General features: G+C 66.9%; 27 protein-coding genes. 8 read left to right on the top strand and 19 right to left on the bottom strand.

What is annotated here, in order from left to right:
* Positions 1-25 precede the first annotated feature (25 nt).
* Together BLR75_RS00890 and speE are read right to left on the bottom strand one after the other, a co-directional pair.
* Positions 26-2,101: an LTA synthase family protein gene (locus tag BLR75_RS00890; RefSeq protein WP_084310462.1), complete on the bottom strand. Its 2,076-nt coding sequence runs from the start codon at positions 2,099-2,101 to the stop codon at positions 26-28.
* A gap of 236 nt (positions 2,102-2,337) precedes the next feature.
* Positions 2,338-3,195, bottom strand: a complete 858-nt coding sequence (speE, locus tag BLR75_RS00885; RefSeq protein WP_084310463.1) for a polyamine aminopropyltransferase — start codon at positions 3,193-3,195, stop codon at positions 2,338-2,340.
* A 180-nt stretch (positions 3,196-3,375) separates the two neighbouring features.
* On the opposite strand from speE, the gene BLR75_RS00880 reads away from it, so the two are divergent.
* Both BLR75_RS00880 and BLR75_RS00875 read left to right on the top strand, forming a co-directional pair.
* Positions 3,376-4,272, top strand: a complete 897-nt coding sequence (locus BLR75_RS00880) for a DNA-3-methyladenine glycosylase family protein (RefSeq protein WP_371858108.1) — start codon at positions 3,376-3,378, stop codon at positions 4,270-4,272.
* Between the two features lie 5 nt (positions 4,273-4,277).
* Positions 4,278-4,748, top strand: coding sequence for a methylated-DNA--[protein]-cysteine S-methyltransferase (locus tag BLR75_RS00875; RefSeq protein WP_084310465.1), 471 nt, complete (start codon positions 4,278-4,280; stop codon positions 4,746-4,748).
* Here BLR75_RS00875 and BLR75_RS00870 read toward each other — a convergent pair.
* From BLR75_RS00870 to aroC, 6 genes are all read right to left on the bottom strand, one after another.
* A complete protein-coding gene (locus BLR75_RS00870; RefSeq protein WP_084310466.1) occupies positions 4,745-5,281 on the bottom strand; it encodes a methylated-DNA--[protein]-cysteine S-methyltransferase in 537 nt (178 codons plus the stop codon). The two genes, BLR75_RS00875 and BLR75_RS00870, sit on opposite strands and share 4 nt — an antisense overlap.
* Positions 5,282-5,448: 167 nt before the next feature.
* Entirely contained in the window at positions 5,449-6,132 is a 684-nt protein-coding gene (mtnC, locus tag BLR75_RS00865; RefSeq protein ID WP_084310467.1) for an acireductone synthase, read from the bottom strand.
* A gap of 120 nt (positions 6,133-6,252) precedes the next feature.
* Positions 6,253-6,798: a 1,2-dihydroxy-3-keto-5-methylthiopentene dioxygenase gene (locus BLR75_RS00860; RefSeq protein WP_084310468.1), complete on the bottom strand. Its 546-nt coding sequence runs from the start codon at positions 6,796-6,798 to the stop codon at positions 6,253-6,255.
* Positions 6,795-7,412 (bottom strand): methylthioribulose 1-phosphate dehydratase, encoded by a 618-nt coding sequence (locus BLR75_RS00855; protein WP_084310469.1) that lies wholly within the window; start codon positions 7,410-7,412, stop codon positions 6,795-6,797. The genes BLR75_RS00860 and BLR75_RS00855 overlap by 4 nt, the downstream gene beginning before the upstream one ends.
* Positions 7,409-8,560, bottom strand: a complete 1,152-nt coding sequence (locus BLR75_RS00850; protein ID WP_084310470.1) for an MFS transporter — start codon at positions 8,558-8,560, stop codon at positions 7,409-7,411. Before BLR75_RS00850 ends, BLR75_RS00855 begins: the two co-directional genes overlap by 4 nt.
* A 189-nt stretch (positions 8,561-8,749) precedes the next feature.
* On the bottom strand, positions 8,750-9,841 hold the full coding sequence (aroC, locus tag BLR75_RS00845; RefSeq protein ID WP_084310471.1) for a chorismate synthase: 1,092 nt from the start codon (positions 9,839-9,841) through the stop codon (positions 8,750-8,752).
* A 184-nt stretch (positions 9,842-10,025) separates the two neighbouring features.
* Between aroC and BLR75_RS00840 the strand changes: the two genes are divergently transcribed.
* Positions 10,026-10,796, top strand: a complete 771-nt coding sequence (locus BLR75_RS00840) for a hypothetical protein (RefSeq protein ID WP_084310472.1) — start codon at positions 10,026-10,028, stop codon at positions 10,794-10,796.
* 258 nt (positions 10,797-11,054) lie between these two features.
* Here the strand turns inward: BLR75_RS00840 and prmB are convergent, their stop codons facing one another.
* Entirely contained in the window at positions 11,055-11,966 is a 912-nt protein-coding gene (prmB, locus tag BLR75_RS00835; RefSeq protein ID WP_084310473.1) for a 50S ribosomal protein L3 N(5)-glutamine methyltransferase, read from the bottom strand.
* A 182-nt stretch (positions 11,967-12,148) separates the two neighbouring features.
* On the opposite strand from prmB, the gene BLR75_RS00830 reads away from it, so the two are divergent.
* From BLR75_RS00830 to folE, 4 genes are all read left to right on the top strand, one after another.
* Entirely contained in the window at positions 12,149-12,745 is a 597-nt protein-coding gene (locus BLR75_RS00830; RefSeq protein WP_084310474.1) for a cysteine hydrolase family protein, read from the top strand.
* A gap of 171 nt (positions 12,746-12,916) precedes the next feature.
* Positions 12,917-13,237 carry a hypothetical protein gene (locus BLR75_RS00825; RefSeq protein ID WP_084310475.1) on the top strand — a complete coding sequence of 107 codons (321 nt, stop codon included), beginning with the start codon at positions 12,917-12,919 and terminating at the stop codon, positions 13,235-13,237.
* Between the two features lie 64 nt (positions 13,238-13,301).
* Entirely contained in the window at positions 13,302-13,859 is a 558-nt protein-coding gene (locus BLR75_RS00820; protein ID WP_084310476.1) for a Smr/MutS family protein, read from the top strand.
* A gap of 72 nt (positions 13,860-13,931) precedes the next feature.
* Entirely contained in the window at positions 13,932-14,477 is a 546-nt protein-coding gene (gene folE, locus BLR75_RS00815; protein ID WP_084310477.1) for a GTP cyclohydrolase I FolE, read from the top strand.
* A 123-nt stretch (positions 14,478-14,600) separates the two neighbouring features.
* Here the strand turns inward: folE and BLR75_RS00810 are convergent, their stop codons facing one another.
* The 4 genes from BLR75_RS00810 to BLR75_RS00795 form a co-directional block, all read right to left on the bottom strand.
* Positions 14,601-15,455: a cache domain-containing protein gene (locus tag BLR75_RS00810; RefSeq protein WP_084310478.1), complete on the bottom strand. Its 855-nt coding sequence runs from the start codon at positions 15,453-15,455 to the stop codon at positions 14,601-14,603.
* A 71-nt stretch (positions 15,456-15,526) separates the two neighbouring features.
* On the bottom strand, positions 15,527-15,988 hold the full coding sequence (locus BLR75_RS00805; RefSeq protein ID WP_084310479.1) for a bacteriohemerythrin: 462 nt from the start codon (positions 15,986-15,988) through the stop codon (positions 15,527-15,529).
* A 199-nt stretch (positions 15,989-16,187) separates the two neighbouring features.
* Positions 16,188-16,790: a glutathione S-transferase family protein gene (locus BLR75_RS00800; RefSeq protein WP_084310480.1), complete on the bottom strand. Its 603-nt coding sequence runs from the start codon at positions 16,788-16,790 to the stop codon at positions 16,188-16,190.
* A 9-nt stretch (positions 16,791-16,799) separates the two neighbouring features.
* The gene (locus tag BLR75_RS00795; RefSeq protein WP_084310481.1) at positions 16,800-17,966 is read right to left on the bottom strand and encodes an aminotransferase-like domain-containing protein; all 1,167 of its coding nucleotides are present in this window, start codon (positions 17,964-17,966) and stop codon (positions 16,800-16,802) included.
* Between the two features lie 80 nt (positions 17,967-18,046).
* Here BLR75_RS00795 and BLR75_RS00790 point away from each other — a divergent pair, with 80 nt between their 5' ends.
* A complete protein-coding gene (locus BLR75_RS00790) occupies positions 18,047-18,490 on the top strand; it encodes a MarR family winged helix-turn-helix transcriptional regulator (protein ID WP_084310482.1) in 444 nt (147 codons plus the stop codon).
* Positions 18,491-18,533: 43 nt separating this feature from the next.
* Here BLR75_RS00790 and BLR75_RS00785 read toward each other — a convergent pair whose 3' ends face one another.
* The 6 genes from BLR75_RS00785 to BLR75_RS00760 form a co-directional block, all read right to left on the bottom strand.
* Complete coding sequence (locus BLR75_RS00785) at positions 18,534-19,703, bottom strand: acyl-CoA dehydrogenase family protein (RefSeq protein WP_084310483.1); 1,170 nt, start codon at positions 19,701-19,703, stop codon at positions 18,534-18,536.
* A gap of 10 nt (positions 19,704-19,713) precedes the next feature.
* Positions 19,714-20,820 carry a phosphotransferase family protein gene (locus BLR75_RS00780; protein ID WP_084310484.1) on the bottom strand — a complete coding sequence of 369 codons (1,107 nt, stop codon included), beginning with the start codon at positions 20,818-20,820 and terminating at the stop codon, positions 19,714-19,716.
* A 77-nt stretch (positions 20,821-20,897) separates the two neighbouring features.
* Positions 20,898-22,352 (bottom strand): DUF1254 domain-containing protein, encoded by a 1,455-nt coding sequence (locus BLR75_RS00775; protein WP_084310485.1) that lies wholly within the window; start codon positions 22,350-22,352, stop codon positions 20,898-20,900.
* Between the two features lie 79 nt (positions 22,353-22,431).
* Positions 22,432-23,880, bottom strand: a complete 1,449-nt coding sequence (locus BLR75_RS00770; protein WP_090415971.1) for a DUF1254 domain-containing protein — start codon at positions 23,878-23,880, stop codon at positions 22,432-22,434.
* 107 nt (positions 23,881-23,987) lie between these two features.
* Positions 23,988-25,556, bottom strand: coding sequence for a long-chain-fatty-acid--CoA ligase (locus BLR75_RS00765; protein ID WP_084310487.1), 1,569 nt, complete (start codon positions 25,554-25,556; stop codon positions 23,988-23,990).
* A gap of 241 nt (positions 25,557-25,797) precedes the next feature.
* The gene (locus BLR75_RS00760) at positions 25,798-26,943 is read right to left on the bottom strand and encodes an acyl-CoA dehydrogenase family protein (protein WP_084310488.1); all 1,146 of its coding nucleotides are present in this window, start codon (positions 26,941-26,943) and stop codon (positions 25,798-25,800) included.
* Positions 26,944-26,995: the final 52 nt, after the last annotated feature.

The raw sequence follows: 26,995 nt of genomic DNA, 5'->3' as shown, positions 1-26,995 counted from the left end.
AAGGCCGGCGGCCGTCAGCGATCCGTCAGTCGACGTCCGGCTTGCCGTGCACCACGCCGGCGGTGTTGTCCAGCAGGCTCCTGGTGGCGGTCTGGATGAAGGACTCCAGGCGCTCGCGCAGCTGCGCCTGGTCAGGCACGTCCTGCACACGCTCGGCGCGCGGGTTTCCACCCAGCTGGTAGTCGTAGATGCGGATGTCGCCTTCCTTCGGCTTGACCAGGATGCGGCTGCCGGCAAGGATCGCCACCACCTGTTCGCCGCCGGACGGCTTGATCACGCCGAAGCCCTGGTCGCCGGCCGGCAGGTTCAGCAGGTCGCGGCCCCAGCACTGGTGGCGCACTTCGCCGCCCAGGCGACCCATGATGGTCGGCACGATGTCGACCTGGGTGCCCACGGTGTCGCGGCTGGTGCCGAACTTCTCCTGGATGCCCGGGGCGATGAACAGCAGCGGCACGTTGAAGCGGTGCAGGTCCATCTCGGTGAGCTGGTCCGGCACGCCGAAGCCATGGTCGCCGACCACCACGAACAGGGTGTCCTTGTAGTACGGCGACTTTTTCGCCTTCTCGAAGAACTGGCCGAGCGCCCAGTCGGAATAGCGCATCGCGGTCAGGTGCTCGTCCAGCGAACCGTAGCCGGTCACCCGCTCCACCGGCAGGTCCTTCGGCAGCGCGTAGGGCACGTGGTTGGAGAGGGTCTGCAGCAGCGCGTAGAACGGCTTGCCGGTGGCCTCCAGCTTGTCCAGTTCCTCGTTGCCGCGGGCGAACATGTCCTGGTCGGACACGCCCCAGGTCGGGTCGGAGAACACCGGGTTCACGAAGTCGTTGCGGCCGACGAAGGTGGTCATGCCCTGGTTGGCGAAGAAGCCGGACTGGTTGTCCCAGGCGAAATCGCCGTTGTAGACGTAGACGTCCTCGAAGTGCCGCGCGCTGAGCAGCTGCGGCAGGCCGGAGAACTTGTGGCCACCTTCCGGCGTCTGCATCAGGTATTCGAAGCCCGGCAGGTTGGGGAAGCAGGCCATGGTGGCGAACATGCCCTGGTGGGTATGGGTGCCGTTGGAGAAGTAGCGGGTGAACAGCAGGCCTTCCTTCGACAGCTTGTCGAAGTACGGGGTGATCTCGCCCTTCGCGCCGAGCGCGCCGACGTAGTGGCCGGCGAAGCTCTCCATCAGGATCACCACCACGTTCTTCACCGGCAGGGTGCCGTCGGCCGGCGGCGTGTAGTCGCGGCGAACCGCGGCCTCGTCGGCATCCACCAGCTTCTCGTCCGGCAGCAGCAGCATGCTGCGCACGATGTCGCGCGCCTGCTCGACCGGCAGGGTGGCCTTCCAGATGTTCTCGCGGTGCTCGGAGAAGCGCGCTTCGGCCGCCTTGATCAGGGTCAGGGTGCCGTTCAGGCCGAGCTGGTTGGCGAACATCGACTCGGTGGTGAAGGCGTCGCCCCAGCGCAGCGGCGGGCCCTGGCGCAGGGTGCCGCGGGCGGCGGCCACGCAGACCAGGACCACCAGCAGCAGCACCGGCACGCGCAGGTACCAGGCGGCGAGCTGCGGGCCCGTGGCGCTCGGCCGGGTGGCGAGGTCGATGCGCTTGAACACGCTGTACAGCACCCAGGTGGCGAAGGCCCAGGCCAGCATGTAGCGGACCACCGGGAAGCCGTACCAGAGCATGCTCATCACGGTCTTCGGGTCTTCCGACATGTACTGGAACACCAGGCTGTTCAGGCGCTGGTGGAACTCTCGGTAGAAGTCCAGTTCGAGCACGCCGAGGAACAGGGTGATGCTGGCGAAGATGGTCAGCCAGATGCGCCACAGGCCGCGCGCGGCCATCGCCGGGCCGGCGGCCAGGGCGAATACCAGCGGCGCGATGCCGTAGACCACCGCGCGGATGTCGAAGCGCATGCCGGTGATGAAGGCTTCGAAGAAGGTGGCCGCCGGGGTGTTGCCGATCAGCTCGCGGTTGTAGAGGAACAGCGCCAGGCGCAGCAGGGAGAACATCGTCATCAGCGCCAGGGTGCTGAACAGGATGAATCTCAGGTGGCTGGCGACGGTCGGCCGCACGAGGCGCGAGGCGGTTTGGCGATCGATCATGACTTCCGGTTGACCCATGTGGAGCTTCCGTTGTTGGAGGTACGGACAGGCGAAGGTCCCGCCATGCGGGCCGGGCGACGGGTGGTCGGGGCGGCTGGAGAGGATGCGGCGACGGGACGGCGGCCGATTGTATTCATCCGTGGAACAGCTGAAACGCGAATGAGAAACACAATCGTATCCGCATGATACAGGCGGGGCAGGATGATGCCTGCGGAGATGTGAAAAAAATGTCACGTCTCCGCAGGCGGGATGGCTCAGTTGGCCGGCTTGCCGATGGCTTGCAGCACGTACTGCGGCAGCGCGAAGGCGCCCTGGTGGATTTCCGGGTTGTAGTAGCGGGTGACGATGCTGCTGCCGGCGAAGCGCTGGCGCAGGGTTTCCAGCGGTACGCGGCGCAGGCCGGCGTCGGTGGCGCCCCAGGCGAAGGTCATGGCGCCGCCGATGTAGGTGGGCACCGCCGCCTGGTAGAAGTGCCAGTCGGCGAACAGGCCGTCCATCCGACCGGCGGTATTGCGCACGCCGTCCAGCTGCATGAACGGCGTGCCGTTCTGGGTCACCAGCACGCCGCCGTCGTTCAGGCAGCGGCGGCAGGCCTGGTAGAAGTTCTCCGAGAACAGCACCTCGCCCGGGCCGATCGGGTCGGTGGAGTCGGAGATGATCACATCGAACTTCTCCTGGGTGGTGGCGACGAAACGCATGCCGTCGTCGATCACCAGGTTCAGGCGCGGGTCCTCGAAGGCACCGCAGGAGTGGTTGGGCAGGAATTCCTTGCACATTTCCACCACGGTGCCGTCGATCTCGACCATGGTGATGTGCTCGACGCTGGCGTGCCTGGCCACTTCACGCAGCATGCCGCCGTCGCCGCCGCCGACGATCAGCACGCGTTTGGCGGCGCCGTGGGCGAGGATCGGCACGTGAGTGAGCATCTCGTGGTAGATGAACTCGTCGGCCTCGGTGGTCTGGATCACGCCGTCCAGCGCCATCACACGGCCCATGCGGGCATTCTCGAAGATCACCAGATGCTGGTGCTCGGTACGCACTTCATGAAGCATCTTGTCGACGCTGAAACGCTGGCCATAGCCTTCGTAGAGGGTTTCCAGATATTCACGCATGAGCGGGCTCCCGGGCAGGACAGTGGCAGAAACGCAGCGGAACGGGTCCGTGCGCCGAAAAAACGAAGGCGCGCATTCTACGCTGCGGGGGATGACAGGTCGAACCTTCACGACCAGTTTGAAAGTCGGATGCGGGAGGACAGGCGCCCGCGCAGCGGTTATCGTCCGCCCATGAACGACATGATCCCCGACACCGCGCAGACCCTGCGCCTGCCCTACCTCGCGCCCTGGGACTGGCGGCAGTTCCACGCCCACTTCGCCCTGCGCGCCCTGTCCGGCGTCGAGCGCCTGGAGCCGCGCCGCTACAGCCGCAGCGTGCGCCTGGGCGGGCATGGCGGCTGGTTCAGCGTCCGCCCGCTGGACGACGAACCCGCGCTGGAGCTGCGCCTGCACCTCGGCCCGCAGGCCGCCGCCCATGCACAGCCTCTGGTGCAGCGGGTGCGGCGGATGTTCGACCTGGACTCGGACCCGCAGCTGATCGCCCGCCACCTGGGCGCCGATCCGCTGCTGCGGCCGCTGCTGGAAAACCATCCCGGCCTGCGCCTGCCCACCGCCTTCGATCCCTTCGAACAAGCGGTGCGCGCCATCGTCGGCCAGCAGGTGACGGTGAAGGCGGCGGTGACCATCACCGGCCGGCTGGTCGAACGCCTCGGCGAACCGCTTGCGGACGCCCATGTCGATGGCCCGCAGCGGCTGTTCCCTACTCCGGAAGCCATCGCCGGGGCGAACCTCGACGGCATCGGCATGCCCGGCAAGCGCGTGGCGACCCTGCAGCGCTTCGCCGAAGCCTGCGCCAGCGGCGCCCTCGCCCTGCATGTGGAGGATGGCGCCGAAGCGCTGGTGCAGCGGCTCTGCGCCCTCCCCGGCATCGGCCCGTGGACGGCGGAGTACGTGGCGCTGCGCGCATTCGGCGAGCCCGACGCCTTCCCCGCCGCCGACCTCGGCCTGCTCAAGGCCGCGGTGTGGGGCGCCGACGGCATCAGCGCCCGCGAACTGGCCCGCCGCGCCGAAGCCTGGCGGCCGTGGCGCGCCTATGCGGCCGTCTATCTATGGCAAAGCTATGCGAATGGAGGTTGAGCGCCATGCATTACCGCTATCACGACAGCCCCACCGGCCGCCTGCTGCTGGCCGGCGATGAAGGGGGCCTGAGAATGCTCTACATGGACCTGGAGCAGAAGCATTACCCCGAGCCGGACTGGCACGAGGGCAGCCCACTGCTGGACGAGGTGGCGCGCCAGCTGGATGAGTACTTCGCCGGCAAGCGCCAGCGCTTCGATGTCCGCCTGAATGCCCGCGGCACCGAGTTCCAGCGCCAGGTCTGGCAGGCGCTGGTCGAGATCCCCTATGGCTACACCACCTGTTACGCCGAACTGGCGCGGCGCATCGGCCGGCCCAAGGCGGTCCGCGCGGTCGGCGCGGCCAACGGCGCCAACCCGATCAGCATCATCGTGCCCTGCCACCGGGTGATCGGCCGCGACGGCAGCCTCACCGGCTACGCCGGCGGGCTGGCTCGCAAGGAACAGCTGCTGCGTCTGGAGGGCGCTATCGGCTAGAAGTCGAAGGCGGTCTGCGCCGCCTGCGGATCGGCATCGACACCTTCCAGCGCCAGCATGCGCAGCTTGGCGTCACGGCCGCCCGGCGCGGAGAAGCCACCGGTCCTGCCGCCGCTGGCCAGCACGCGGTGGCAGGGAATGATCAGCGGAATCGGATTGCTGCCCATCGCCTGCCCCACGGCGCGGGACAGCCCGACATCGCCCAGGCGGCGCGCGATGTCGCCGTAGGTGGTGGTTTCGCCCCAGGCGAAGCGGAGGATGTCGGCGTAGACGCGGCGGTTGAAATCGCCGACCGCCGACAGGTCCAGCGGCAGGCTGGCGAAGGACACCGTCTCGCCGCGCGCATAGGCCAGGACCAGCGCCCGCGCCTCGGCGACGAACGCCGGCCATTGCGCAGTTTCAGAACCCAGCTTGTCGAGCCGCGCGCGCAGGGTCTGCGGCGATTCCCCCGGCAGACAGGTACGCACAAGCCCCTGCGGACTCCAGGCGAGCCCGAACCAGCCGAGTTCTGTTTCGATCAGGCAGTAGTGCATCGGCCGAGTGTCCGCCGCCGGGGTTCATCCCGCAAGGGTCACTGCACCATCGCTTCGGGTAACCCTGTAGGAGCGAGCTTGCTCGCGAACAGGCCCTGTACCCGAATGGTTCGCGAGCAAGAACTGGGCGTCCCCCTCGCTCCTACGAAAAGAGCCCTCAGCAGCGTTCAGAACCGCGCCAGGTCGATCACCGCGAAACTGGCGACCGTATCGTGCCCTTCCAACACGCCGCCTTCGCGGGCCAGGCCGATGGTCTGCATTCCGGCCTGCTGGGCGGCGTCGAGTTCCTGAACCACGTCGGAGAGGAAGAGGATTTCGTCTCCCGGCAGACCAATCTCGCCGGCGATTCGGCTGTAGGAGTCGGCCTCGCGCTTGCCGCCGGAGGTGGTGTCGAAATAGCCGGAGAACAGCGGCGTCAGGTCACCCGCCTCGGAGCAGCCGAAGATCAGCTTCTGCGCCTGGATCGAGCCGGAGGAATAGACGTACAGCGCGTAGCCTTCCTCGTGCCAGCGGCGCAGCGCATCCACCGCGTCCGGATAGACGTGGCCCTTGAGCTGGCCGGCCCTGTAGCCCTGCTCCCAGACCATGCCCTGCAACGCCTTCAGCGGCGTGGCCTTGCGGTCCTCGGCGATCCAGCCCAGCAGGATCTCGATGCAGCGCTCCACATCCGCCTGCGCCTCGCCGCTCTCGGCACGCACTGCCGCCAGTTGCTCGGCCACCGCCGCCTCGCCGGCATGCTCGCGGACATAGTCCGGCAGATGCGCGGCGGCATAGGGGAAGAGCACGTCGAAGACGAAGCTGACGGCGCTGGTGGTGCCTTCGATGTCGGTGAGGATGGCTTTGATGGGCATGCAGAAACTCCAGAGGGTCGGTTGCGCACTCGCCGGGGGACTCTTTGTAGGAGCGGGCCGTGCCCGCGACCGGGGCATGCTCGCGGGCATGGCCCGCTCCTACAGGGATGGGACGGCTATTCAGTCTTCCAGCAGCGGAAAACGCCTGGCGATGTCCTCGCCGGTGAACTTCGCCACCCAGCCTTCCGGGTTGTTGAACAGGCGGATGGCGACGAAATACGGACGCTCGCCCATGTCGAACCAGTGGCGGGTGCCGGCCGGGACCGAGATCAGGTCGTTCTTCTCGCACAGCACGGCGTAGACGTGGTCGTCGATGTGCAGGGTGAACAGCCCGCGACCGGCGACGAAGAAGCGCACTTCGTCCTCGCCGTGGCGGTGTTCGTCGAGGAACTTGGCGCGCAGCTCGTCCTTCTGCGGGTTGTCGGCGTCCAGGCTGATCACGTCGACGGTGACGTAGCCCTGCTCGTCCTTCAGACGCTGGATTTCGTGCTGGTAGGCGGCGATCACCTCGTCCTGGCTGGCGCCGGGGGCGATCGGGGCGTTGGCCGCCCAGCGCTCGAAGCGCACGCCGACCTCGGCCAGGGTGGCAGCGATGTCCTCGACGTGGGTCAGCAGCTTCAGCGGCTGTTCCGGCTGGGATTCGTGATAAACGGTCAAACTGCTCATCGGCGCAGACTCATCTCTTTCAATTCACATTCGAACAGGAACTCGAAGGCTTCCACCTGGCGCAGGGCGTCGCTCATGCGCGCTCCCCAAGTGTACAGGCCGTGGCCGCGGATCAGGTAACCCGGGCAGTCCGGATGGGCGTCCAGCCAGGGCTGCACTTTCGCCGCCAGCCGGGCGATGTCCTGGTCGTTGTCGAAGATCGGCACCATCACCCGGCCTTCGTGGGTGGTCACCCCGGCGAAGGCCTTCTGCAGTTCGTAGTCCTCCAGTTCCAGGCGGTCGCCGGGAACCAGCCGCGAGAGCACGGTGGCGTTCACCGAGTGGGTGTGCAGCACCGCGCCGATCTCCGCGCGCCAGGCGTAGAGCTGGGTGTGCAGCAGGGTTTCGGCGGACGGTTTCTTGCCCGGCTCCAGGCTGTTGCCGGCGAGGTCGGTTTCCAGCACGTCGTCGATGCCGAGCTGGCCCTTGTGCTTGCCGGATACGGTGAGCAGGGCGCGGTCGGCGGCCAGGCGCGTGGAATAGTTGCTGCTGGTGGCCGGCGACCAGCCACGGGAATAGAGGAAGCGCCCGGCTTCGATGATCTGCCGGGTCAGCTGTTCACGGTTGTCGCTCATGCCCTCTCCTCTTTCAGGCGGGTGCAGATGATGAAAGCCGCGCCAAGCGCCACGAGGCTGGCGATGGCGAAGGTCCAGGCGGCGCCGAGGCTGCTCCAGCTGTAGCCGGAGTACAGCGCCCCCAGCGCGCCGCCGGTGCCGGCCAGCGCTGCGTAGAGCGCCTGGCCCTGGCCCTGCTGGCGCGCCTGGAAGCTGCGCTGGACGAAGTGTATGCAGGCGGCGTGGAAACTGCCGAAGGTCGCCGCGTGCAGCAGCTGGGCGAACAGCAGGACGAGCAGGTGCTCGGCCAGGCTGCCCAGCAGCAGCCAGCGCAGCGACGCCAGCAGGAAGCTGGCGGCCAGCACCTGACGCAGGCTGAAGCTGCCCAGCAGGCGCGGCATGAACAGGAACAGCAGCACCTCGGCCACCACCCCCAGCGCCCACAGCTGGCCGATGACGCCACGGCTGTAGCCGAGCGCTTCCAGGTGCAGGGTCAGGAAGGTGTAGTACGGGCCGTGGGACAGCTGCATCAGGCAGACGCAGACATAGAAGGCCAGCACGCCGGGACGCAGCAGCTGCTGCAGGAAGCCGCCGGCGCTCGCCTCGTCGTGGCGCACCGCCGGCTGGGCGTTGGGCACCCACCAGCTGGCGCCGACGATGCCGAGCATGATCGCCAGCAATGCCACGGGATAGGCGTCCAGGCTGGCCCGTTCGAACAGCCAGCCGAGGCCGACCACGGTGCAGATGAAGCCGATCGAACCCCACAGGCGGATGCGGCTGTAGCTGGCGGTTTTCTCGCCCAGATGGGCCAGGGTGATGACCTCGAACTGCGGCAGCACCGCGTGCCAGAAGAACGCGTGCAGCGCCATCACCAGTGCCAGCCAGGCGTAGCTGTGGCTGATGAAGATGGTGGCGAAGCTCGCCGCCGTCGCCAGCGCGCCGAAGCGCACGATGACCAGACGCCGGCCGCTGCGGTCGCCAAGCCAGCCCCAGATGTTCGGCGCGACGCAGCGCATCAGCATGGGAATCGCCACCAGCTCGCCGATCCGCGCGCTGGAAAAGCCCAGGTGATCGAAATACAGGGCGAGAAACGGCGCCGTCCCGCCGAGCAGGCAGAAATAGAAGAAGTAGAAGCTGGACAGGCGCCAGTAGGGAACAGCTGCGGACATGGGCGGGGAATCGGTACTGACGTAGGGTGGGTTAGCGGCGCGACGCCAGGCTCTCCGTATTGCGCCGAACCTGCTGCGCCGCGTAACCCACCAGCAACGCCGGGAACGACCTGGCCGGTGGGCTACGGCGCGCCTGTTCAATGCGCCAGACGTTGGCCATGGCAGCGCGCGCCTAACCCACCCTACGACTCAAAGCTGCGGAAGCACCGGGGTGGCGACGCGCACATCGGCGTTCTGAGCCCTCTGGCGGAGCAGATGATCCATCAGCACGATGGCCATCATCGCCTCGGCGATGGGGGTGGCGCGGATGCCGACGCAGGGGTCGTGGCGGCCCTTGGTGACCACGTCCACCGGATTGCCATTGACGTCGATGGAGCGGCCCGGGGTGGTGATGCTGGAAGTCGGCTTCAGCGCCAGGTTGGCGACGATCGGCTGGCCGGAGGAAATGCCGCCGAGGATGCCGCCGGCGTTGTTCGACAGGAAGCCTTCCGGGGTCAGCTCGTCGCGATGCTCGGTGCCGCGCTGGGCGACGCTGGCGAAGCCGGCGCCGATTTCCACGCCCTTCACCGCGTTGATGCTCATCAGCGCATGGGCCAGCTCGGCATCCAGGCGGTCGAAGATCGGCTCGCCGAGGCCCGGCGGCACGCCTTCGGCGACCACGGTGATCTTCGCGCCGACCGAATCCTGGTCGCGGCGCAACTGGTCCATGTAGGCCTCCAGCTCCGCCACCTTGTCCGGATCGGGGCTGAAGAAGGCGTTCTGCTCGACGCTGTCCCAGGTCTTGAACGGAATCTCGATCGGGCCGAGCTGGCTCATGTAGCCCCGCACGCTGATGCCCAGGGTCGCCAGGTACTTCTTGGCGATGGAGCCGGCGGCCACGCGCATGGCGGTCTCGCGCGCCGAGGAACGGCCGCCGCCACGGTAGTCGCGGATGCCGTACTTGTGGTGGTAGCTGTAGTCGGCATGGGCCGGGCGGAACAGGTCCTTGATCGCCGAGTAGTCCTTGGACTTCTGGTCGGTGTTGCGGATCAGCAGGCCAATCGGCGTGCCGGTGGTCCGGCCTTCGAACACGCCGGAGAGGATTTCCACCTCGTCGTCTTCCTGGCGCTGGGTGGTGTGCCGGCTGGTGCCGGGCTTGCGCCGGTCGAGGTCGCGCTGCAGGTCTTCCAGGGAAAGCTCCAGCCCCGGCGGGCAGCCGTCGACGATGGCGACCAGCGCCGGGCCATGGCTTTCGCCGGCGGTGGTGACGGTGAACAGCTTGCCGTAGGTATTGCCGGACATGCGAGGCTCCCTGGAAATACAGAAATCTGCAAATGCAGATTTCTGCAAAAACGTAAATGCGGAAAAGGCCGCGCAGTATACCCGCCCCGCCCCGCCCTGCGAACCATCGCCGGACGGGCTCAAGAATCCCTGCCGACGGTCGATAACCCACGGGATGCCCCCTCGCCAGCCCCGAGGATTCCTCATGACCGACAGCGAACCGAGCCTCGCCGAACAGGCCGTCAAGCCGCATCCGTGGGCGGACCTGCCGGCGGAACAGTTCCGCCTGCTGCGCCTGGCGCCGCTTCCTCCCGATCCGAAGACCGGCCAGAGGCCGCTGCGCTTCGTCCAGCTCGGCCGGGTGGAACGGCACAACGCCGAGCAGAGCCTGCTGCGCCTGACCATCCAGTTGCCCGGCCAGCAGGTGCGCCGCGACCAGAACCTGCTGGAAGTCTGGGCGGACCACCGCAACCGCGAGGTCCGCTTCGGCGCCGACGGCGGCTTCTCCACCGAACCGCTCAACCACGGGCTGGGGCGCTTCCTGCTGGCCCAGGGCATCGCCTGGGCACAGCAGAAATGGGCGCACTACCGGGTGGAAGGCGCGGTGCTGGGCATCAGGGACGTGCCGAACGACGACGCCCGCCTGCGCCGCGACCACGTGCTGCGCGCCCAGGGCTTCGACGTTGCCTACGAGGACGCGCGGATGCTGCGGGCGCGCTGCTCAGCCGGCCGAGTCAGCGAGCTGTACGACGACTGGCACAAGGAAAAGGTGCAGTTCATTCCGCTGCTGGACGCCGCGGCGATGCTGGAACAGGCCGACCGCAACCTGCTCGCCCGCGACAACGAGATCCGCCAGCTGCAGCAGCGCCTGGAGACCTTCCGCCGCGACGACGCCAGCCTGCGCTTCCTGGTCGCCTGCCTGACGCTGTTCGCGGTGTTCCAGGCCGGGCTGCTGATCTGGATGGCGACGCGCTGACTGCGCTGTCCCGCCCTTCGTAGGGTGGATCACGCTTCATCGATCCACCATGGCCGCGCATGCGGCCCCGCGATGGTGGATGAAAAAAGCCTCATCCACGTTTCCGGTCGTCACGCTCGCTAGCGGCGGATAACGCTGGCGCGTTATTCGCCCTACGGGGAGGCGCGGGTGCAACCCGCCAACGCCAATCGGCGGGTTTCATCCGCCCTACCCAGGCGCCATGCGCGTGATGGTGAGCATGGTGCGCCCCTCCGCGACTTACTTCACCCGCGAACGGAACAGCTCCTGATGCTGCCGGCACTGCGCCGCCGAGAGCAGGAACACCCCGTGCCCGCCGTGCTCGAACTCCAGCCAGGTGAAGTCGACTTCCGGATACAGCGCCTCGACGTGCACCTGGCTGTTGCCCACCTCCACCACCAGGGTGCCCTGGGCGGTGAGATGGTCGGCGGCCTCGGCGAGCATGCGCCGCACCAGGTCCAGTCCGTCGTCGCCGCAGGCCAGGCCGAGTTCCGGTTCGTGCTGGTATTCGGCGGGCATGTCGGCGAAGTCTTCCGCGTCCACGTAGGGCGGGTTCGACACGATCAGGTCGAAACGCTGCCCCGGCAGGCCGGAGAAGCCATCGCCCTGCACGGTGTAGACGCGCTCGCCCAGTTCGTGCCGCTCGATGTTGACGTTGGCCACTTCCAGCGCGTCGAAGGACAGGTCGCCCAGCACCACCTCGGCTTGCGGGAAGGCGTGGGCGCAGGCGATGCCGATGCAGCCGGAGCCGGTGCAGAGGTCGAGGATGCGCGCCGGTTCGGCGGCCAGCCAGGGCGCGAAGCGGCGTTCGATCAGTTCGCCGATCGGCGAGCGCGGCACCAGCACGCGCTCGTCGACGACGAACGGCATGCCGCAGAACCAGGCCTCGCCGAGCAGGTAGGCCACCGGCACGCGCTCCTCGATGCGCCGGCGCAGCAGTTCCATCAGGTGCTCGCGCTCGTCGTCCTCGAGGCGGCAGTCGAGGTAGGCGTCGGCGATTTCCCAGGGCAGGTGCAGCGCGCCCAGCACCAGCTGGCGCGCCTCGTCCCAGGCGTTGTCGGTGCCATGGCCGAAGAACAGCCCCTCCGCATGGAAACGGCTGACGGCCCAGCGAATGTGGTCGCGCAGGGTCAACAAACGGGATTCGCTCACGAAGCAGGTCCTCGCAGGTGGCAAAAAGGGACGCATTCTAGGCGTTGCGGAAAAACTGTCCATGGCCGGCAGATGACCAGCGCAGGCAAACGGTCAATACCACTTTGTGCACATCTGGCAAAGGTTCACAGGAGGCGCGTTACAGACCACAATGATTGGATCGTAATATCAGGAGTCCAGCCATGTCCCTCCCGCTCAGCCTGCTGCAGATCACCGGTCGCGGCTACCCGCCGGCGACCCTGCGTCAGAGCACCCTGGTAATCATCGATGCCCAGGAGGAATACCGTAGCGGTGTGCTGGCCCTGCCCGGCGTCGAAGCCGCCGTGGCGCAGATCCGCCTGCTGCTGGACAGCGCGCGCAACCACGGCACGCCGGTCGTCCACGTGCACCATCTGGGCATCCACGGCGGCATGCTCGACCCGCAGGGCGAGCGCGGCCAGTTCCTCCCCGAACTCGCCCCGCTGCCCGGCGAGGTGGTGGTGGACAAGCGCATGCCCAACGCCTTCGCCGGCACCGACCTGCATGACCAGTTGCAGGCCATCGGCCGCCTGGACCTGATCGTCTGCGGCTTCATGACCCATTCCAGCATCAGCACCACGGTGCGCGCCGCCAAGGACTACGGCTACCGCTGCACCCTGGTGGACGCCGCCTGCGCCACCCGCGACATCCCCACTCCGGAAGGCGGAGTGCTCGCCGCCCAGGACCTGCACCGGGCGGAAATCGCCGCGCTGGGCGACAACTTCGCGGCCGTGGTGTCCCAGGCACAGGCCCTGGTCTGACCGCCGTCCGTCCCGACAGGCGGCGGCCACGGGCATCAGCGATTAGGCTGTAACAGCGTGCGCGCTCAGTGGAACCGCGCGAAAGCGCGGTGTCCGAGCTTCCCGAGCCGGGGTTGGAACCCGTCCAACCCGCACCGGTCATAGCCTCGATCATCAGATGAGGAAGTCGGGATGAAGTTGTCCGATAGTTTCGATCCACGCCGCCTTCGCCCCCGGCGACCGGCCCGCTGGCGCTGGCGCTTCGCCGCCGCCCTCGCCGCCATCATCGCCACGCTGGGCGTCCTTTCCTCGCTGGCCGGCGTAGCCGCCCTGCTGCGCCGGCAACCCGCCCTGGGCGAACTGCACATCGAGCCGGGCGCCGGCGCCGTACTGCTGGTGATCGGCCTGCTCGCCCTCTGGCTGGGCGTGAAGCTCTGGCGCGTCGCCCGTCGCCGCACCCGCAGTTCCGGCGACCTCAGCCTGTCGCCGCACCTGTTCAAGCGACGCAACTGAAGGCAACGTCCTAACGCAAGGCGCGATTGATCCGGTAAACTTGCCGGTTCTTCGCGGAGGCTCCATGCAAGACGACGATTTTTCCCTGTTCGAACGTGAGATGCGCGGCGTCAAGCGCATCACCGTGGACCAGGCCGACACCGGCAAGCCCAAGGCCGATCGCCAGCAGCTGACCCAGCGCCGGCAGAACGCCAGCACCCGGGTGGAAGCGGTCAAGGTCGATGGGCTGTCGGACCTGTTCGTCATCGACGTCGGCGCGGAAGACGAACTCTACTGGGCCCGCGACGGCGTTCAGGAAGGCCAGATGCGCAAGCTCAAGCTTGGCCAGATCGCCTTCGAGGGCAGCCTCGACCTGCATGGCATGAGCGTGGAGAAGGCCCGGGAAACCCTCTGGGACTTCCTCGCCGAGGCCGCGAAATTCGAGATCCGCTGCGTGCGCGTCACCCACGGCAAGGCGGCGCGCATCGACGGCAAGCGGCCGCTGGTGAAGAGCCACGTCAACACCTGGCTGCGCCAGCATCCGCAGGTGCTCGGCTTCACCTCCTGCCAGCCGCGCCACGGCGGCACCGGCGCGGTCTACGTCATGCTGCGCCGGACCATGCTCGAGGGCCGCGACGAATAGCTCGTCCGGTCCTTGCCAGCACGCCGCCCGCGCCCTACCCTCCGCCCACTCCAAACGCCTACAGGTAGCTACATGTCCCTGGAACAAAACTACTCGGCGATCCTCACCCAGCTCGGCGAGGACGTCACCCGCGAAGGTCTCGTCGATACGCCCAAGCGCGCGGCGAAGGCCATGCAGTACCTCTGCCGCGGCTACCAGCAGACGCTGGAGGAAATCGTCAACGGCGCGCTGTTCAGCTCCGACAACAGCGAGATGGTGCTGGTCAAGGACATCGAGCTGTACTCGCTGTGCGAACACCACCTGCTGCCCTTCATCGGCAAGGCGCATGTCGCCTACATCCCGAACGGCAAGGTGCTCGGCCTGTCGAAGGTGGCGCGCATCGTCGACATGTTCGCCCGCCGCCTGCAGATCCAGGAAAACATGTCGCGGCAGATCGCCGAGGCGGTCCAGCAGGTCACCGGCGCGCTCGGCGTGGCCGTGGTGATCGAGGCCAAGCACATGTGCATGATGATGCGCGGTGTGGAGAAGCAGAATTCGTCGATGGTCACCTCGGTGATGCTCGGCGAGTTCCGCGACAACGCCGCGACCCGCAGCGAGTTCCTCAGCCTGATTCGCTGAGTCCCGCGCAGGGCACAGACGGTGTGGCGGATAGCGCTGGCGCGTTATGCCCTACGCGGAGCCGCCAAACGGCAGCCAATGAAAAACCGGCCCATCAGGCCGGTTTTTTCGTTCCCGTATGCCTCAGCGGGTGTAGTACCCCACCGCCACCAGGTAGTTGTCCACCTTGTGCAGGAAGGCGTGCTTGTTCTCGATCTTGTCGGTTACCGGGTTGCGCCACTGGTAGTCGAAGGTGCCTTCGCCCTTGTCCTTCACCAGTTGCAGCATGGCGTGGCCGATGGGGTTGCCGGCCGGGTCCTTGACGCTGCTGAAGTCGGTGCCGATCATCCGCGCGTTGAAGCCGTGGGCGACGTAGCGGGAGGTATTCAGGTCGACCACGAAGGCGTACAGGTCATCCTCGATGAACTCCTCGTCCAGGTCGTTGATGCGCTTGAAGGTCGCCTCCGGCTCCGTCTCGACGGCCTTGACCACCTTGTCCAGCATCGCCTGGGCCTGCGCCGGCTCCGCCCGCGGGATGTAGTAGCCGACGGCGAAGATGCGGTCGTCGACGCGCTGGTAGTAGGCGTGCTTGCGCTCGATGCGGCCGTCCGCCCAGTTCTTCCAGCGGTACTCGGCCTCTTCTATCCTGCCGCTTTCGGATGTTTTCAGCGCCTTCTGGAAATCGTCGCGCAGGGTGCGGTCGAGGGACGGGGTGATGTCGCGGCCGATCAGCACCACCGAGGGGCCGCCGCTGGCGAGCATCACGCCCTTGCTGTTGACCACGTAGACGTACAGTTCGCCGTCGATGAATTCCCCCTGGCGGCTGAAGGCGGCGAACGCCTTGTCGCCTTCCTTCTGGTAGTAGGCCACGGCCTTCTCCAGCAACTGCCTGGCGCGCTGCGCCTGTTCCGCATCACCACCGCTGCCTTCGGCCGCCAGCGCGGCGCCCGTCGATACCATCGCTGCAATCAGGATCAGACTACGAACCAGCCATTTCATGCTCGACTCCCCCTGGGCACTGTGATTATTGCGGTCTGAGCATAGATCGACGGACGGCGTTCCGCGTCCGCTCAGCCAAAGAATCGCTTCAGCGAACGCGACAGCCAGCCGCCGGAACTGTGATCGCTGGTCAACTCGTGCATGCTCGCCTTCACCGCGTCCACGTAGTTCGAGTCATCGTTGCGGATATGGTTGAACAGCCAGCGCCCGAGCATGCCCTTGAGTTCCTCGGCGACGTCCTCGCCCGCCTCGAAGCGCAGCCGGTACTCCGACACCCGCTTGATGAAGAGTTCGTGCACCTTCTTGTGCGCCCGGCTGAACTGGTAGCCGGCGTCCTCCATCAGGGTCTCCTCGAAGGCGAAGTGCGACAGGGTGTAGTCCACCAGCTCCTCGATGACGCCGCCGAGCTCGCTGCGGTCGTGCGTCTGCTGGGCGTGGTGCAGATGGTTGATCATCTCGACGATGCGCTTGTGCTGATTGTCGATGACCTGGATCCCGGTGTTCAGATCGTCCTGCCAGACCAGATAGGCCATTTTCCCCTCCTTTCCGGGGTAATGAGACAGCCCGCCAGGCCCCGGTACTGTTGCGGGCGAAACTGGGCGCTGAGCTTAGGAGTGGCAGGGTCGTGGCATCTTGATACCGGTCAAGCCGCACCGGCGGGAGGCGGATGTCAGGCGGCCGGATACGAAAAGCCCGCGAAAATCGCGGGCTCTCCGGGGGGCGGGCCGAGGCTCAGCCGAGCATCGTCACGTGTCGCGGATGCGCCGCCACCCGTTCCAGCCAGGCGTTGATCGCCGGGTAGCCGGAGAGGTCGAAGCCGCCCTCGTGGGCCACGTGGGTATAGGCGTAGAGGGAGATGTCGGCGATGGAATAGCGCTCGCCCACCAGGTACGGCGTCTGCCGCAGCTGTTTCTCCATCACGTCCAGCGCCTTGTAGCCGCCCTTGTGGCAGTTCTCGTACTCGGCGCGGCGCTCTTCCGGCAGGCCCAGGTAGAACTGGATGAAGCGCGCCACCGCCACGTACGGCTCGTGGCTGTACTGCTCGAAGAACTGCCACTGCAGCACCTGGGTGCGCAGGCGCGGCTCGCTCGGCAGCAGGTCGCTGCCGTCGGCGAGGAAGTTGAGGATGGCGTTGGACTCCCACAGGCAGGAGCCGTCTTCCAGCTCCAGCACCGGCACCTTGCCGTTGGGGTTCTTCGCCAGGAACTCCGGGGTCTGCGTCCCGCCCTTGAGGATGTCCACCGGCTGCCACTGGTATTCCCGGCCGAGCAGGTGCAGGGCCAGCTTGACCTTGTAGCAGTTGCCGGACAGATGATCGCCGTAGACCTTGTACATCGTCCCTCCTCAGGCGGCCTGGGCCGCTTGCGCCTCACGGATGACCGCAGCCAGGCGACGCAGGCCCTCGCCCAGGCGCTCGGGAGCGACGTGGCTGAAGTTCAGGCGCAGATGGCCGGGATTGGCATCCGGGTCGGTGAAGAAGGGTTCGCCGGGCATGAAGGCGACGTTCTGCTTCAGCGCCTGGTCGAGCAGGCTGCGGGTGTCGATCTTGTGCTTCAGGGTCAGCCAGAAGAACAGCCCGCCCTGGGGCACGTTCCACTCGGCCAGGTCGCCGAAGTGCTGCTCCAGCTGCACCTGCATGGCGTCGCGGCGGATGCGATAGAAGTCGCGCAGCTCGGCCAGGTGGCCGCTGTACGCCTCGGTGCCGAACCACTGCAGCGCCTGCCACTGGCCGATGCGGTTGGTGTGCAGGTCGGCCGACTGCTTGAGGCGCAGCAGGTGCGGGAACAGGTCCGGGGTGGCGATCAGGAAACCGACGCGCAGGCCCGGCAGCAGGGTCTTGGAGACGGTGCCGGTGTAGATCCAGCTGGCCTTCTTCAGGCGGCTGACCAGCGGGGTGGCGGCGCCTGCGTCGAACACCAGCTCGCGATAGGGTTCGTCTTCGATCAGGGTCACGCCGAACTCGTCGAGGATGGCGGCGACTTCGTCACGGCGCTCTTCGCTGTAGCGCACGCCGGACGGATTCTGGAAGGTCGGGATCAGGTAGGCAAAGGCCGGCTTGCTGGTTTCCAGGCGCTGGCGCAGCGCGGCGACGTCCGGACCCTCGGCGCCCAGCGGCACGGTCAGGCAGTCGGCGCCGAACAGCTGGAAGGCCTGCAGCGCGGCCAGGTAGGTCGGCGCTTCGAGCAGCACCTCGGTGCCCGGATCGATGAACAGCTTGCTGGCCAGGTCGAGGGTCTGCTGCGAGCCGCTGACGATCAGCACCTGGCTCGCCTCGCAGGGCACGCCGAGCTTGCGCGCCTCGGCGGCGATGGCCTCGCGCAATGCCGGCTCGCCCTCGCTCATGCCGTACTGGCCCATGCTCGCCGGCATGTCCGCCCACTCGACCCTGGGCAGCATCGGCTCGGCCGGCAGGCCGCCGGCGAAGGACATCACTTCCGGACGCTGCGCCGCGGCAAGGATTTCTCGGATCAGGGAGCTTTTCAGGCGGGCGATGCGTTCGGAGAAGGCCATGGGATCACCGGTAGCGTAGGCAGGGGAAAATGGGTCAAACTGGTTGACCGAAACTACGTTGCCCTCGCGGATACGTCAATATGCCTGACCTAATGCGGACGACCGTTCAGCTGCAAGCCATGGAAGACTTCTTCTTCGGCTACCGGGCATTCACCGCGAAACCCGACGAGATGCTCGGCCGCCGCGGCCTGAGCCGGGTGCACCACCGCATCCTGTTCTTCGTCGCCCGTTATCCGGGCCTCAGCGTGAAGGAGCTGCTCGCCGCCCTCGGCGTGAGCAAGCAGGCGCTGAACATGCCGCTGCGGCAATTGCTGGAAATGCACCTGATCAGCAGCGAGGCGTCGCCCACTGACAAGCGCAAACGGCTGCTCGGGCTGACCGAGGAAGGCATCAGGCTGGAAAAGGCCCTGCGTCTGGAACAGGCGCGTCTGCTGGAACGGGCCTTCAGCGAGGCGGGAGAGGACGCGGTGCAGGGCTGGCTGACGGTGAACCAGGCGCTTCGCCACCAGCAGCGGGTGGAATGAGCCCCGCCCTCCCCCGTTGCGGGAGAGGACAGGACAACGAGCATCAGCCCTTGGCGATCTTCTTCGCCAGGCTCCAGCGATGCACTTCCGACGGGCCGTCGTAGATGCGGAAGGCACGCACGTCGCGGAAGATGCGCTCCACCTCGGTATCCCGGGTCACGCCCAGGCCGCCGAGGATCTGCAGGCTGCGGTCGACCACGCGCCAGATGGCTTCCGAGGCGAACACCTTGGTCATGCTGCTCTCGCTGTTGCCCCGCTCGCCCTGATCCAGCAGCCAGGCGGTGTGCCAGATCGCCAGGCGCGTGGTGTGCAGGTCGATCTGGTTGTCGGCGAGCATGAAGCCGATGCCCTCGTGGGCAACCAGCCTGCTGCCGAAGGCCTCGCGCTTGCGCGCGTAGTCGCTGGCGATGTCGTGGGCGCGCTGGGCGGCGCCGAGCCAGCGCATGCAGTGGGTCAGGCGCGCCGGCACCAGGCGCACCTGGGCGTAGCGGAAGCCGGCGCCAATCTCGCCGAGCACGTCGCGGGCCGGGACGCGCAGGTTGTCGAATACGATCTCGGCATGCCCGCCGCTGAACGACGAATCCATGCTGTCCAGCTCGCGGACGATCTCGAAGCCCCTGGCCGGCAGGTCGGTGACGAACATGGTCGCGCCTACATCCTCGCCGTCGACGAAGGTGCGCGCCATGACGATGGCGAAGGCCGCGCCGTCCGCGCCGGTGATCAGCCACTTGCGGCCGTTGATGACGAAGTCGTCGCCGTCCTTCACCGCGGTGGTCTTCAGCAGCGACGGATCGGCGCCGGCGCCGGGCGACGGTTCGGTCATGCAGAAGCAGGAACGCACCCGGCCCGAGGCCAGCGGCTTCAGCCAGCGCGCCTTCTGCTCCTCGCTGCAGATCTCCTGCAGCATGTGCATGTTGCCCTCGTCGGGCGCGGCGATGTGCAGGGCGACCGGGCCGAGCATCGAGTAGCCGGCCTGCTCGAACACCACCGCCTTGCCGACGTGGGACAGGCCGAGCCCGCCCCACTCCTTGTCCACGTGGGAACTGAGCAGGCCGGCGGCGCGGGCGTGCTCGACCAGCTCCAGGCGCAGGGACTCATCGGGGCCGTGGGCGGTGCGGCGCGCGTCCCTTTCGTAGGGAATGACGACTTCGCGGACGAAGGAACGGGTGCGTTCGCGCAGTTCCTGCAGTTCGGGCGGCAGAGTGAAATCCATCCTGGTTACCTCAGAAGATACGATCGTTGATGACGTCGAGAGTGAATTCGTGCAGCTCCAGGCCCAGCTGGCCGAAGCCGACATAGCGCGGATCGCTGGTCTCGCCGCTGACGTAGCGGCTGTGCAACTGCTGGAACACCACGCCGAGCTTGAAGGTGGTCAGTACGCGGTACGGCTTGATGTCCGCCAGCGAGCGGCCGGTGGCCCTGGCGTAGGCCGCGGCAACGGACTCGCGGCTGGCGAAACCCGGGTTCAGCGAGGGCATCTGTTCCAGCCGCAACATGCAGTCGGGGTCGCCCGGCTCGCTCCAGTAGCTGAGCAGCGTGGTCAGGTCGAACAGCGCGTCGCCGCGGGTGCCCATGTCCCAGTCCACCACCGCGTTCGGCCTGAGCGTCTGCGGGTCGAGGATGATGTTGTTCAGCTTGAAATCGTTGTGCAGCAGCACCGGCGCGCTGTCGGCCGGATCGGCGCAGCGCTGCAGCCAGCCGGCGGCTTCCTGCGCGGCGCGGCATAGCTCGCCGCCGCTGGCCAGCTCGGCACGCCTGATCCAGCCCTGCGCCGTGCGGCGGAAGAAACCTTCCGGGCGCCCCAGGCCGCCCAGCCCGATGCGCTCGGGATCGACGGCATGGATGGCCGCCAGGGTGTCCACCAGCATCCGCGACAGGCCCTGACCGGTTTCGACGGTCGGTTCCAGCGGGCCGAGACTGCCGCCATGCAGCACCAGCCCGGAACGGAATTCCACCAGCAGGAAGGGTGCGCCGGCGATCTCCGGGTCTTCGCACAGGTGATGGCTGCGGGAGGCGAACGGCAGTTCCTCCCACAGCCGCGAAAGAATCCTGTGTTCCCGGGCCATGTCGTTGGCGCCGGGCGGCAGCGGGCCATCCGGCGGACGGCGCAGCACCATCCAGGTGTCGTTGACCCGCACCAGGAAGTTGAAATTGGCCAGGCCGCCGACGAACTGGCGCGGCGGCATGTGCGGGTCCAGCACCAGGCCGTGGCCGGCCAGATAGGCGGCGATGCGCGGCCAGTCGAGCTGGCGCATGTCGGTCTCGTCGCGCAGGGCGACGCCGGCCGGCCAGGCAACTGCCGACGCCGGAATGGATGGGATTCCGCTCATGGAGGTACCTTGAATCGGCAGCCCCACCTCCGCCCGGACGCCAGTAGCCGCCAGGCGGAGTGCAGAGCGGCAGTGGTTTACTTGATCTGCTCGATGTCGTTCAGCACCCACCCGCCCTTCAGCTTGTCGCGGTCCGGACCGTAGATGCGGAACAGGGTGAAGAAGCGCTCTCCGGCCTTGGTGCTGATCCAGTTGCCTTCATTGCCAGCCGGCGGCGTCGGCCCGAAGTACAGGTCGGTGGTGCCGTCGGCGTTCTGCTTCATCGACTTGTTGTAGGAGTCGAGGCCGACCACCTTGGCCTCGCGGATGAAGCCGGCGGTCTTCGCGTCGTACACATCCACCGACCAGAACTCCTTGGCCGGCACGTTGGCGGGAATGGTCAGGCGGTAGTTCTGGCCGCCGTCCAGGGGTTCGCCCTTGCCGGTTTCGTAGGTCTTCAGATAGAAGTGCGGCCCCGGCGGGACGATCGGACCGAACATGCCGAACCAGGCATAGGCACGCTCATCCACGTTCAGGCCCCTGTCCCCTTCGATGAAGGACAACCTGGTGGGGATGGCGACGTCCGTCGGAACCAGGCTCCGCCACTGGCGCTTGCCGGCCCAGATGGTCTTACCGGTCTTGTCGTAGCCTTCCATCATGTAGGCGTGGGCTTCGCCGATGGCGCGTTCGAGCATCGCCTTGCGCCGGGCATCCGGCCTGAACGCCAGGCCCTTGCCGATATCCAGCGAGCGCAGCTGACCCATCATGGTCATGTCGCGCTCCTGCACCACCTCTTCGTCCACCACCCGCGCCAGCGACTCGTAGAAGCTGGAATCGAATCTGGCGATGCCGTCATAGACCTTGCCGGCGATATCGATGTAGCGGCCGGCCTTCGGCGCGGCGGCGTCGGCCAGCGGGTAGACCTTGATGCCCTTGAGGTAGTCGACGCCATCGGCCAGGTCCTCTTTCTCGACGGACTTTGTGATCACCCGCAACAGCGCATAGACGTTGTTGGTGGCGCTCTGCACCGGCACGTAGCCGGCCGGCGCCTCGCCCTTGAATCCGGGCGGCAGCAGCAGGTACTTCGCACCCTTGCCCTTGTCTTCGCCGAGCGTGCCGACGTTGATCTGCGGCGCGGTCCAGGCATCCACGGTGGCGCCGTAGAGCGAGGCCTTGCTGGTGGCCGGTACGTCGAACACCACCGGGCCGTCCTTCAGGTTGCTGAAGAACATCACGTAGATGGTCGAGTGGTTCGGCGTGGTGGTCTGGTTCTTCCAGTCGGACGGGCCGGACCAGTACATGATGTCGTTGTACTTCGCGCCGGCATCGCGGAAGTAGGCCTGGCGCATGGCGTCGAAGTTGACCAGCGGCATGCCCCACAGGGCCGCTTCGACGGCACGGCGTTCGAGCATGCGTTCCTGCAGCTGTTCGCTGGTGAACGTCGTGGCAGTGGCCTGGCTGGTGGCCGGCAGGATGGCGCCGGCGACGCCAAGGCTCAGCAGGCAGGCGGCGAACAGCGCCGGGCGGCCTTTCTTCAGCATGGACATCTTCATTCCTCTTCTGCTTGTTGTATCGGAAGGATCGGTGCTTGAAAGAAGCGGCCCGCGCCCACGCGCAGGCCGTGGGGACGGATCAGTTCAGCTGCTCGAAATCACCCGGCTTCCAGGAACCGTCGAAGGCGGCCTTCTCCGGCCCATAGATGCGGAAGTAGGTGAACCAGCCCTTGCCGGGAGTGGTCTTGATCCAGTGCTTCTCCTGCCCTTTCGGCGCCTCGGGGCCGAAGTACAGGTCCACCGTGCCGTTCTGGCCGGCGTCCTTGAGGTCGTACAGCGAACGCAGCGCGGCCTGGTTCTGCTCGGTCTGGATCTGCGAGCGGGTATCGCTGTCGTAGACGGTCACCGACCAGAACAGCTTTGCCGGCAGCGGCACCGGCACGCTCAGCTTGTAGGTCTTGCTGCCGTCGAGGTACTCGCCCTTGCCATCGCGGGCGCCCAGCCAGTACAGCGAGCCGGCGCCGGGCACGCGACGGAACATCGCCGGCGACTCCACCATCGCCTGGTAGAACCACTTCTCGCGGGCCTCCAGATCGGCGTAGGTGGGCATGTCGAAGGTGCCGTTCTCCGGCCGCAGCACCGCCCATTCCCACTGGCGATCCGGCCATACGGCGCGGTCGGCGCGGCGGTCGGCCAGGGACTGCACGCGCATCTGCACGTTGCCCATCTGCGCCGCCCTGGTGAGGATGCGCTGCATGCGCTCGTCAGGCGCGAACGACTTGCCCTTGACGATGCCCAGTGCGGCGATCTCGCCGTAGTAGTTGCGGTACGGCTCGAAGGCCGGCTCCTTGTCGATCAGTTCGTGCAGGAGCTTCCAGTAGTCCATGGAATTCTCGGACTTCAGCACGGTGGAATCGCCCGCCGCGTCGCCGAGGTCGTTCCAGACCGGCTCCTTCCACGGCGTCGACGGGTCCAGCGGATGGACCTTCACCGTCTTCATCAGCTCGAAGGCCGCCTGCACGCCCCCCCTGGGCATCGCCCGCAGCAACAGCAGCAGGCCGTTGGTGCTGCTGGTGTGGACGTAATAGCCCTCCGGTACCTCGCCCTCGTAGCCCGGAGGCAGGATGAGATGCTTGCCGCCCTTGCCGGCATCCGCCCCCGGCAGGCCGAAGTCGCCCACCCAGCGCTGGTTGAGGTCGTTGCTCACGCACATCAGCGGACCCGGCGGCAGCTCCACCACCAGCGGTCCGGCGGAAAGATCGAGCAGCAGCGAACCGTAGGGAGTGTCGGAGTTGGCGGTGAAGGCCAGGCGCTTCGGGTTGCCGCGGACCAGGTTGAACGTCTGGTTCGGCACCACGCCGGCGGCCAGCTGGTTCTTCCACAGGGCGTACATGGAAACGCTCGGATAGAAGAAGCGATAGGCCTGCACCGCGCGGTTCAGGTCGATCTCGTCGTAGACGCGGTCGACCGTTTGCCGGGTCGGGAAGCCGTTGTGGAATTCGTAGGGAGCGACAGCCGGGGATTCCGCAGCCTGGGCAGCGAACGGCAGCGCAGAGCAGACGAGCAGTCCGAGGGCCTGAAGGGGCATGCCTGAAAGCGCAGAAAAGCGTTTGATCATTTTTATTGTTCCGCTGAGCTGAAGGGATGAGATTCCGGCCACTCCCGGCTGCGACGCCGGGAACGGCCAGTCGGAAGTCAGGCGATACCGCGCCTGTGGCCTTCCCAGAACGGCTTGCGCAGGTCGGTCTTGAGCACCTTGCCGACGCTGGACAGCGGCAGGCTCTCGCGGAACTCGACGCTGCGCGGGCACTTGTAGCCGGCGATGCGCTCGCGGCAGTGGGCGACGATCTCATCGCTGCTGACGCGGGCTTCCGGCTTGAGCACGATCACCGCATGCACGGTCTCGCCCCACTTGCTGCAGGGGATGCCGATCACCGCGCCCTGGGCCACGGCCGGGTGGCTGGCGATGGCGGTCTCGACCTCGGCGGAATAGATGTTCTCGCCGCCGGACACGATCATGTCCTTGATCCGGTCGCAGATGTAGACGAAACCGTCCTCGTCCATGTAGCCGCCGTCGCCGGTGTGCATCCAGCCGCCCCGCAGCGCCTCGGCGGTGGCTTCCGGCTTGTTCCAGTAGCCCATCATCATGTTCGGGCCACGCACGGTGATCTCGCCGACGGTGCCGCGCGGCACTTCGTTGTCGTCGGCGTCGACGATGCGCACTTCCACGCATACCGCCGGTACGCCGGCCGAATACATCTTGCCGCTGGCCTGGTATTCGGCGCTGTGGTGCTCCGGCGCCAGCAGGGTGGCCAGCGGCGCCAGTTCGGTCATGCCGTAGCCCTGGGAGAAGCCGGCGGAGGTGAACACGCCGCGGGCGCGATCGAGCAGCGCCGGGGTGATCGGCGAGGCACCGTAGCCGATGCGCTCCAGCGAGCCGAGGTCGAGCTTCTGCAGCTCCGGATCGGCGTCGCGCGCATCCAGCAGCATCTGGATCATGGTCGGCGCCAGGAGGATCTCGTTGATGCGCTCGCTGGCGATGGTTTCCAGCACCGCCTTCGGCACGAAGGACGGCATCACCACATGGGTGCCGCCGCTCATGAACAGGGCGGTCATGGCCGCGAAATCGGCCAGGTGGAACATCGGCATCACGTGCAGGTAGTTGCAGTTGGCATGGGCGCTGCCGCTGTTCAGCACGCCTAGCGCCGAGAAGGACAGGTTGCTGTGGCTGAGCATCACGCCCTTGGGGAAGCCTGTGGTGCCGCCGGTGTAGAAGATGCCGAGCAGGGAATCGCCCTCGCGGCGCGCATCTTCCACCGGTGCGCTGGCGGCGATCAGCGCCTCGTAGCCGAGCATGCCTTCCGGGGTCTCGCCGTCGCCGGCGTAGATCACCGTGCGCAGGGTCTTCGCCTCGGCCATGACCTTCCTGCCCAGGGCGAGGAAGGTGTCGTCGACGATCAGCACGGAGGTGTCCGAATCATCCAGGGAATAGACGATCTCGGCGGCGCTCCAGCGGATGTTCACCGGGTTGACCACCGCATCGGCCCAGGGCACGGCCTGGTAGTATTCGATGTAGCGCTGCGAGTTGACCGACAGCATCGCCACGCGGTCACCACTGACCACGCCCAGCTGCTTCAGGGCTCCGGCCAGGCGGGCGACGCGCTCGCCGAATTCGGCATAGCTCACGCTGCGGCCCTGGAAGCGGATGGCGGTCGCATTCGGCCGCCGTTGCAGATGGCGGTGCAGACCTTGGGTGATGTACATCAGAACCTCCGGATTTTGTTGTTGTAGCCGGGCAGGCCGATGCTGCGGGCCCCCCGTTTGGTGCAGATTCATCATTGGATGCCCCGGACGCGCCAGGCATCGGAAGTCAGTAGGCGGGGCTTTGCACAGGCACACTGAGGCACAGCGTTCGGTCATCGTCGGCGGTATTCACGCGACACCGAAACATTGCCTGCCGGGGAATGACAGGGCCATCCCATGAAGGGATGACCCTGGCGTCCGCTTACAGCGAACGACCGACCAGCTCGCGCTGGATCTCGTTGGCGCCGCCGTAGATGCGCGCCACGCGGGCGTCGGCGAACATGCGGGCGATGGGGTACTCGTTCATGTAGCCGTAGCCGCCGAACAGCTGCAGGCACTTGTCGATGACTTCGCTGTTGCGCTCGGTCAGCCAGAACTTGCCCATGGAGGCCAGGGTGGAATCCAGCTTGCCGTCGATCCACTGCTGGATGATGTGGTCGCAGAAGGTACGCCCGGCCAGCGCGGTGGCCTTGACGTCGGCGAGCACGAAGCGGCTGTTCTGGAAGTCGATCACCGGCTTGCCGAAGACCTTGCGATCCCTGGTGTACTCGACCGTCAGCTTCAGCGCGCGCTCCATCTGAGCGGCCGCGCCCAGGGCGATCTGCGCGCGCTCGTAGGGCAGCTGCTTCATCAGGGTGTAGAAGCCCCTGCCTTCCACGCCGCCGAGCAGGCACTCGGCGCTGACTTCGACGTCGTCGAAGTACATCTCGGAGGTGTCGGAGGACGGCATGCCGACCTTGTCCAGGCACTTGCCGCGACGGAAGCCCGGCAGCCTGGTATCGACCAGGAAGATCGAGATGCCCTTGGAGCCGCCTTCCGGATCGGTCTTGGCGACCACGGCGACCATGTCGCTCAGCTGGCCGTTGGTGATGAAGGTCTTGGCGCCGTTGATGACGTACTTGTCGCCCTGCTTCACCGCGCGGGTGCGCACGGCCTGCAGGTCGGAACCGGTGCCCGGCTCGGTCATGGCGACGGAGCAGATGCATTCGCCGGAAGCGATCCTCGGCAGCCAGTACTGCTTCTGCTCTTCGGTGCCGTCGTCGAGGATGTAGTGACCGACGATATGGTTGATGCCCAGGCCCAGACCGGCGACACCCGCGTAGGACAGCTCATTGATGACCACTGCCAGGTGCGCCGCAGTACCACCGGCACCGCCATATTCGACATCCACGTCGGGCAGGATCATGCCCATCTCGCCACAGGCGAGCCAGGACTCGCGGTCGGCGCGATGGTCCTCGCGCCACTTGTCTTCACGGGGCGCCAGGGTATCGACTACAAAGCGGCGGACGCTGTCGGCGAAGGCCTCGACATCTGCGTCCATCCAGGGCGAGCGGTAATTGTCCAGCATGGCGGATACCTCGAATTCTGTTGTTGTGTTGCCTGGTACGAATCTTGTGTAG

It is taken from the genome of Pseudomonas jinjuensis (assembly GCF_900103845.1).
GTDB lineage: Bacteria > Pseudomonadota > Gammaproteobacteria > Pseudomonadales > Pseudomonadaceae > Pseudomonas > Pseudomonas jinjuensis.
Note: the sequence above shows the minus strand (reverse complement) of the source record. Positions and strands in the feature narration are given on the sequence as shown.

Excerpts from the sequence above, each read along its gene's own strand:
- BLR75_RS00890 (WP_084310462.1), bottom strand. The coding sequence starts at position 2,101 with ATGGGTCAACCGGAAGTCATGATCGATCGCCAAACCGCCTCGCGCCTC.
- speE (WP_084310463.1), bottom strand. The coding sequence starts at position 3,195 with ATGCGTGAATATCTGGAAACCCTCTACGAAGGCTATGGCCAGCGTTTC.
- BLR75_RS00880 (WP_371858108.1), top strand. The coding sequence starts at position 3,376 with ATGATCCCCGACACCGCGCAGACCCTGCGCCTGCCCTACCTCGCGCCC.
- BLR75_RS00875 (WP_084310465.1), top strand. The coding sequence starts at position 4,278 with ATGCATTACCGCTATCACGACAGCCCCACCGGCCGCCTGCTGCTGGCC.
- BLR75_RS00870 (WP_084310466.1), bottom strand. The coding sequence starts at position 5,281 with ATGCACTACTGCCTGATCGAAACAGAACTCGGCTGGTTCGGGCTCGCC.
- mtnC (WP_084310467.1), bottom strand. The coding sequence starts at position 6,132 with ATGCCCATCAAAGCCATCCTCACCGACATCGAAGGCACCACCAGCGCC.
- BLR75_RS00860 (WP_084310468.1), bottom strand. The coding sequence starts at position 6,798 with ATGAGCAGTTTGACCGTTTATCACGAATCCCAGCCGGAACAGCCGCTG.
- BLR75_RS00855 (WP_084310469.1), bottom strand. The coding sequence starts at position 7,412 with ATGAGCGACAACCGTGAACAGCTGACCCGGCAGATCATCGAAGCCGGG.
- BLR75_RS00850 (WP_084310470.1), bottom strand. The coding sequence starts at position 8,560 with ATGTCCGCAGCTGTTCCCTACTGGCGCCTGTCCAGCTTCTACTTCTTC.
- aroC (WP_084310471.1), bottom strand. The coding sequence starts at position 9,841 with ATGTCCGGCAATACCTACGGCAAGCTGTTCACCGTCACCACCGCCGGC.
- BLR75_RS00840 (WP_084310472.1), top strand. The coding sequence starts at position 10,026 with ATGACCGACAGCGAACCGAGCCTCGCCGAACAGGCCGTCAAGCCGCAT.
- BLR75_RS00830 (WP_084310474.1), top strand. The coding sequence starts at position 12,149 with ATGTCCCTCCCGCTCAGCCTGCTGCAGATCACCGGTCGCGGCTACCCG.
- BLR75_RS00825 (WP_084310475.1), top strand. The coding sequence starts at position 12,917 with ATGAAGTTGTCCGATAGTTTCGATCCACGCCGCCTTCGCCCCCGGCGA.
- BLR75_RS00820 (WP_084310476.1), top strand. The coding sequence starts at position 13,302 with ATGCAAGACGACGATTTTTCCCTGTTCGAACGTGAGATGCGCGGCGTC.
- folE (WP_084310477.1), top strand. The coding sequence starts at position 13,932 with ATGTCCCTGGAACAAAACTACTCGGCGATCCTCACCCAGCTCGGCGAG.
- BLR75_RS00810 (WP_084310478.1), bottom strand. The coding sequence starts at position 15,455 with ATGAAATGGCTGGTTCGTAGTCTGATCCTGATTGCAGCGATGGTATCG.
- BLR75_RS00805 (WP_084310479.1), bottom strand. The coding sequence starts at position 15,988 with ATGGCCTATCTGGTCTGGCAGGACGATCTGAACACCGGGATCCAGGTC.
- BLR75_RS00800 (WP_084310480.1), bottom strand. The coding sequence starts at position 16,790 with ATGTACAAGGTCTACGGCGATCATCTGTCCGGCAACTGCTACAAGGTC.
- BLR75_RS00795 (WP_084310481.1), bottom strand. The coding sequence starts at position 17,966 with ATGGCCTTCTCCGAACGCATCGCCCGCCTGAAAAGCTCCCTGATCCGA.
- BLR75_RS00790 (WP_084310482.1), top strand. The coding sequence starts at position 18,047 with ATGCCTGACCTAATGCGGACGACCGTTCAGCTGCAAGCCATGGAAGAC.
- BLR75_RS00785 (WP_084310483.1), bottom strand. The coding sequence starts at position 19,703 with ATGGATTTCACTCTGCCGCCCGAACTGCAGGAACTGCGCGAACGCACC.
- BLR75_RS00780 (WP_084310484.1), bottom strand. The coding sequence starts at position 20,820 with ATGAGCGGAATCCCATCCATTCCGGCGTCGGCAGTTGCCTGGCCGGCC.
- BLR75_RS00775 (WP_084310485.1), bottom strand. The coding sequence starts at position 22,352 with ATGAAGATGTCCATGCTGAAGAAAGGCCGCCCGGCGCTGTTCGCCGCC.
- BLR75_RS00770 (WP_090415971.1), bottom strand. The coding sequence starts at position 23,880 with ATGCCCCTTCAGGCCCTCGGACTGCTCGTCTGCTCTGCGCTGCCGTTC.
- BLR75_RS00765 (WP_084310487.1), bottom strand. The coding sequence starts at position 25,556 with ATGTACATCACCCAAGGTCTGCACCGCCATCTGCAACGGCGGCCGAAT.
- BLR75_RS00760 (WP_084310488.1), bottom strand. The coding sequence starts at position 26,943 with ATGCTGGACAATTACCGCTCGCCCTGGATGGACGCAGATGTCGAGGCC.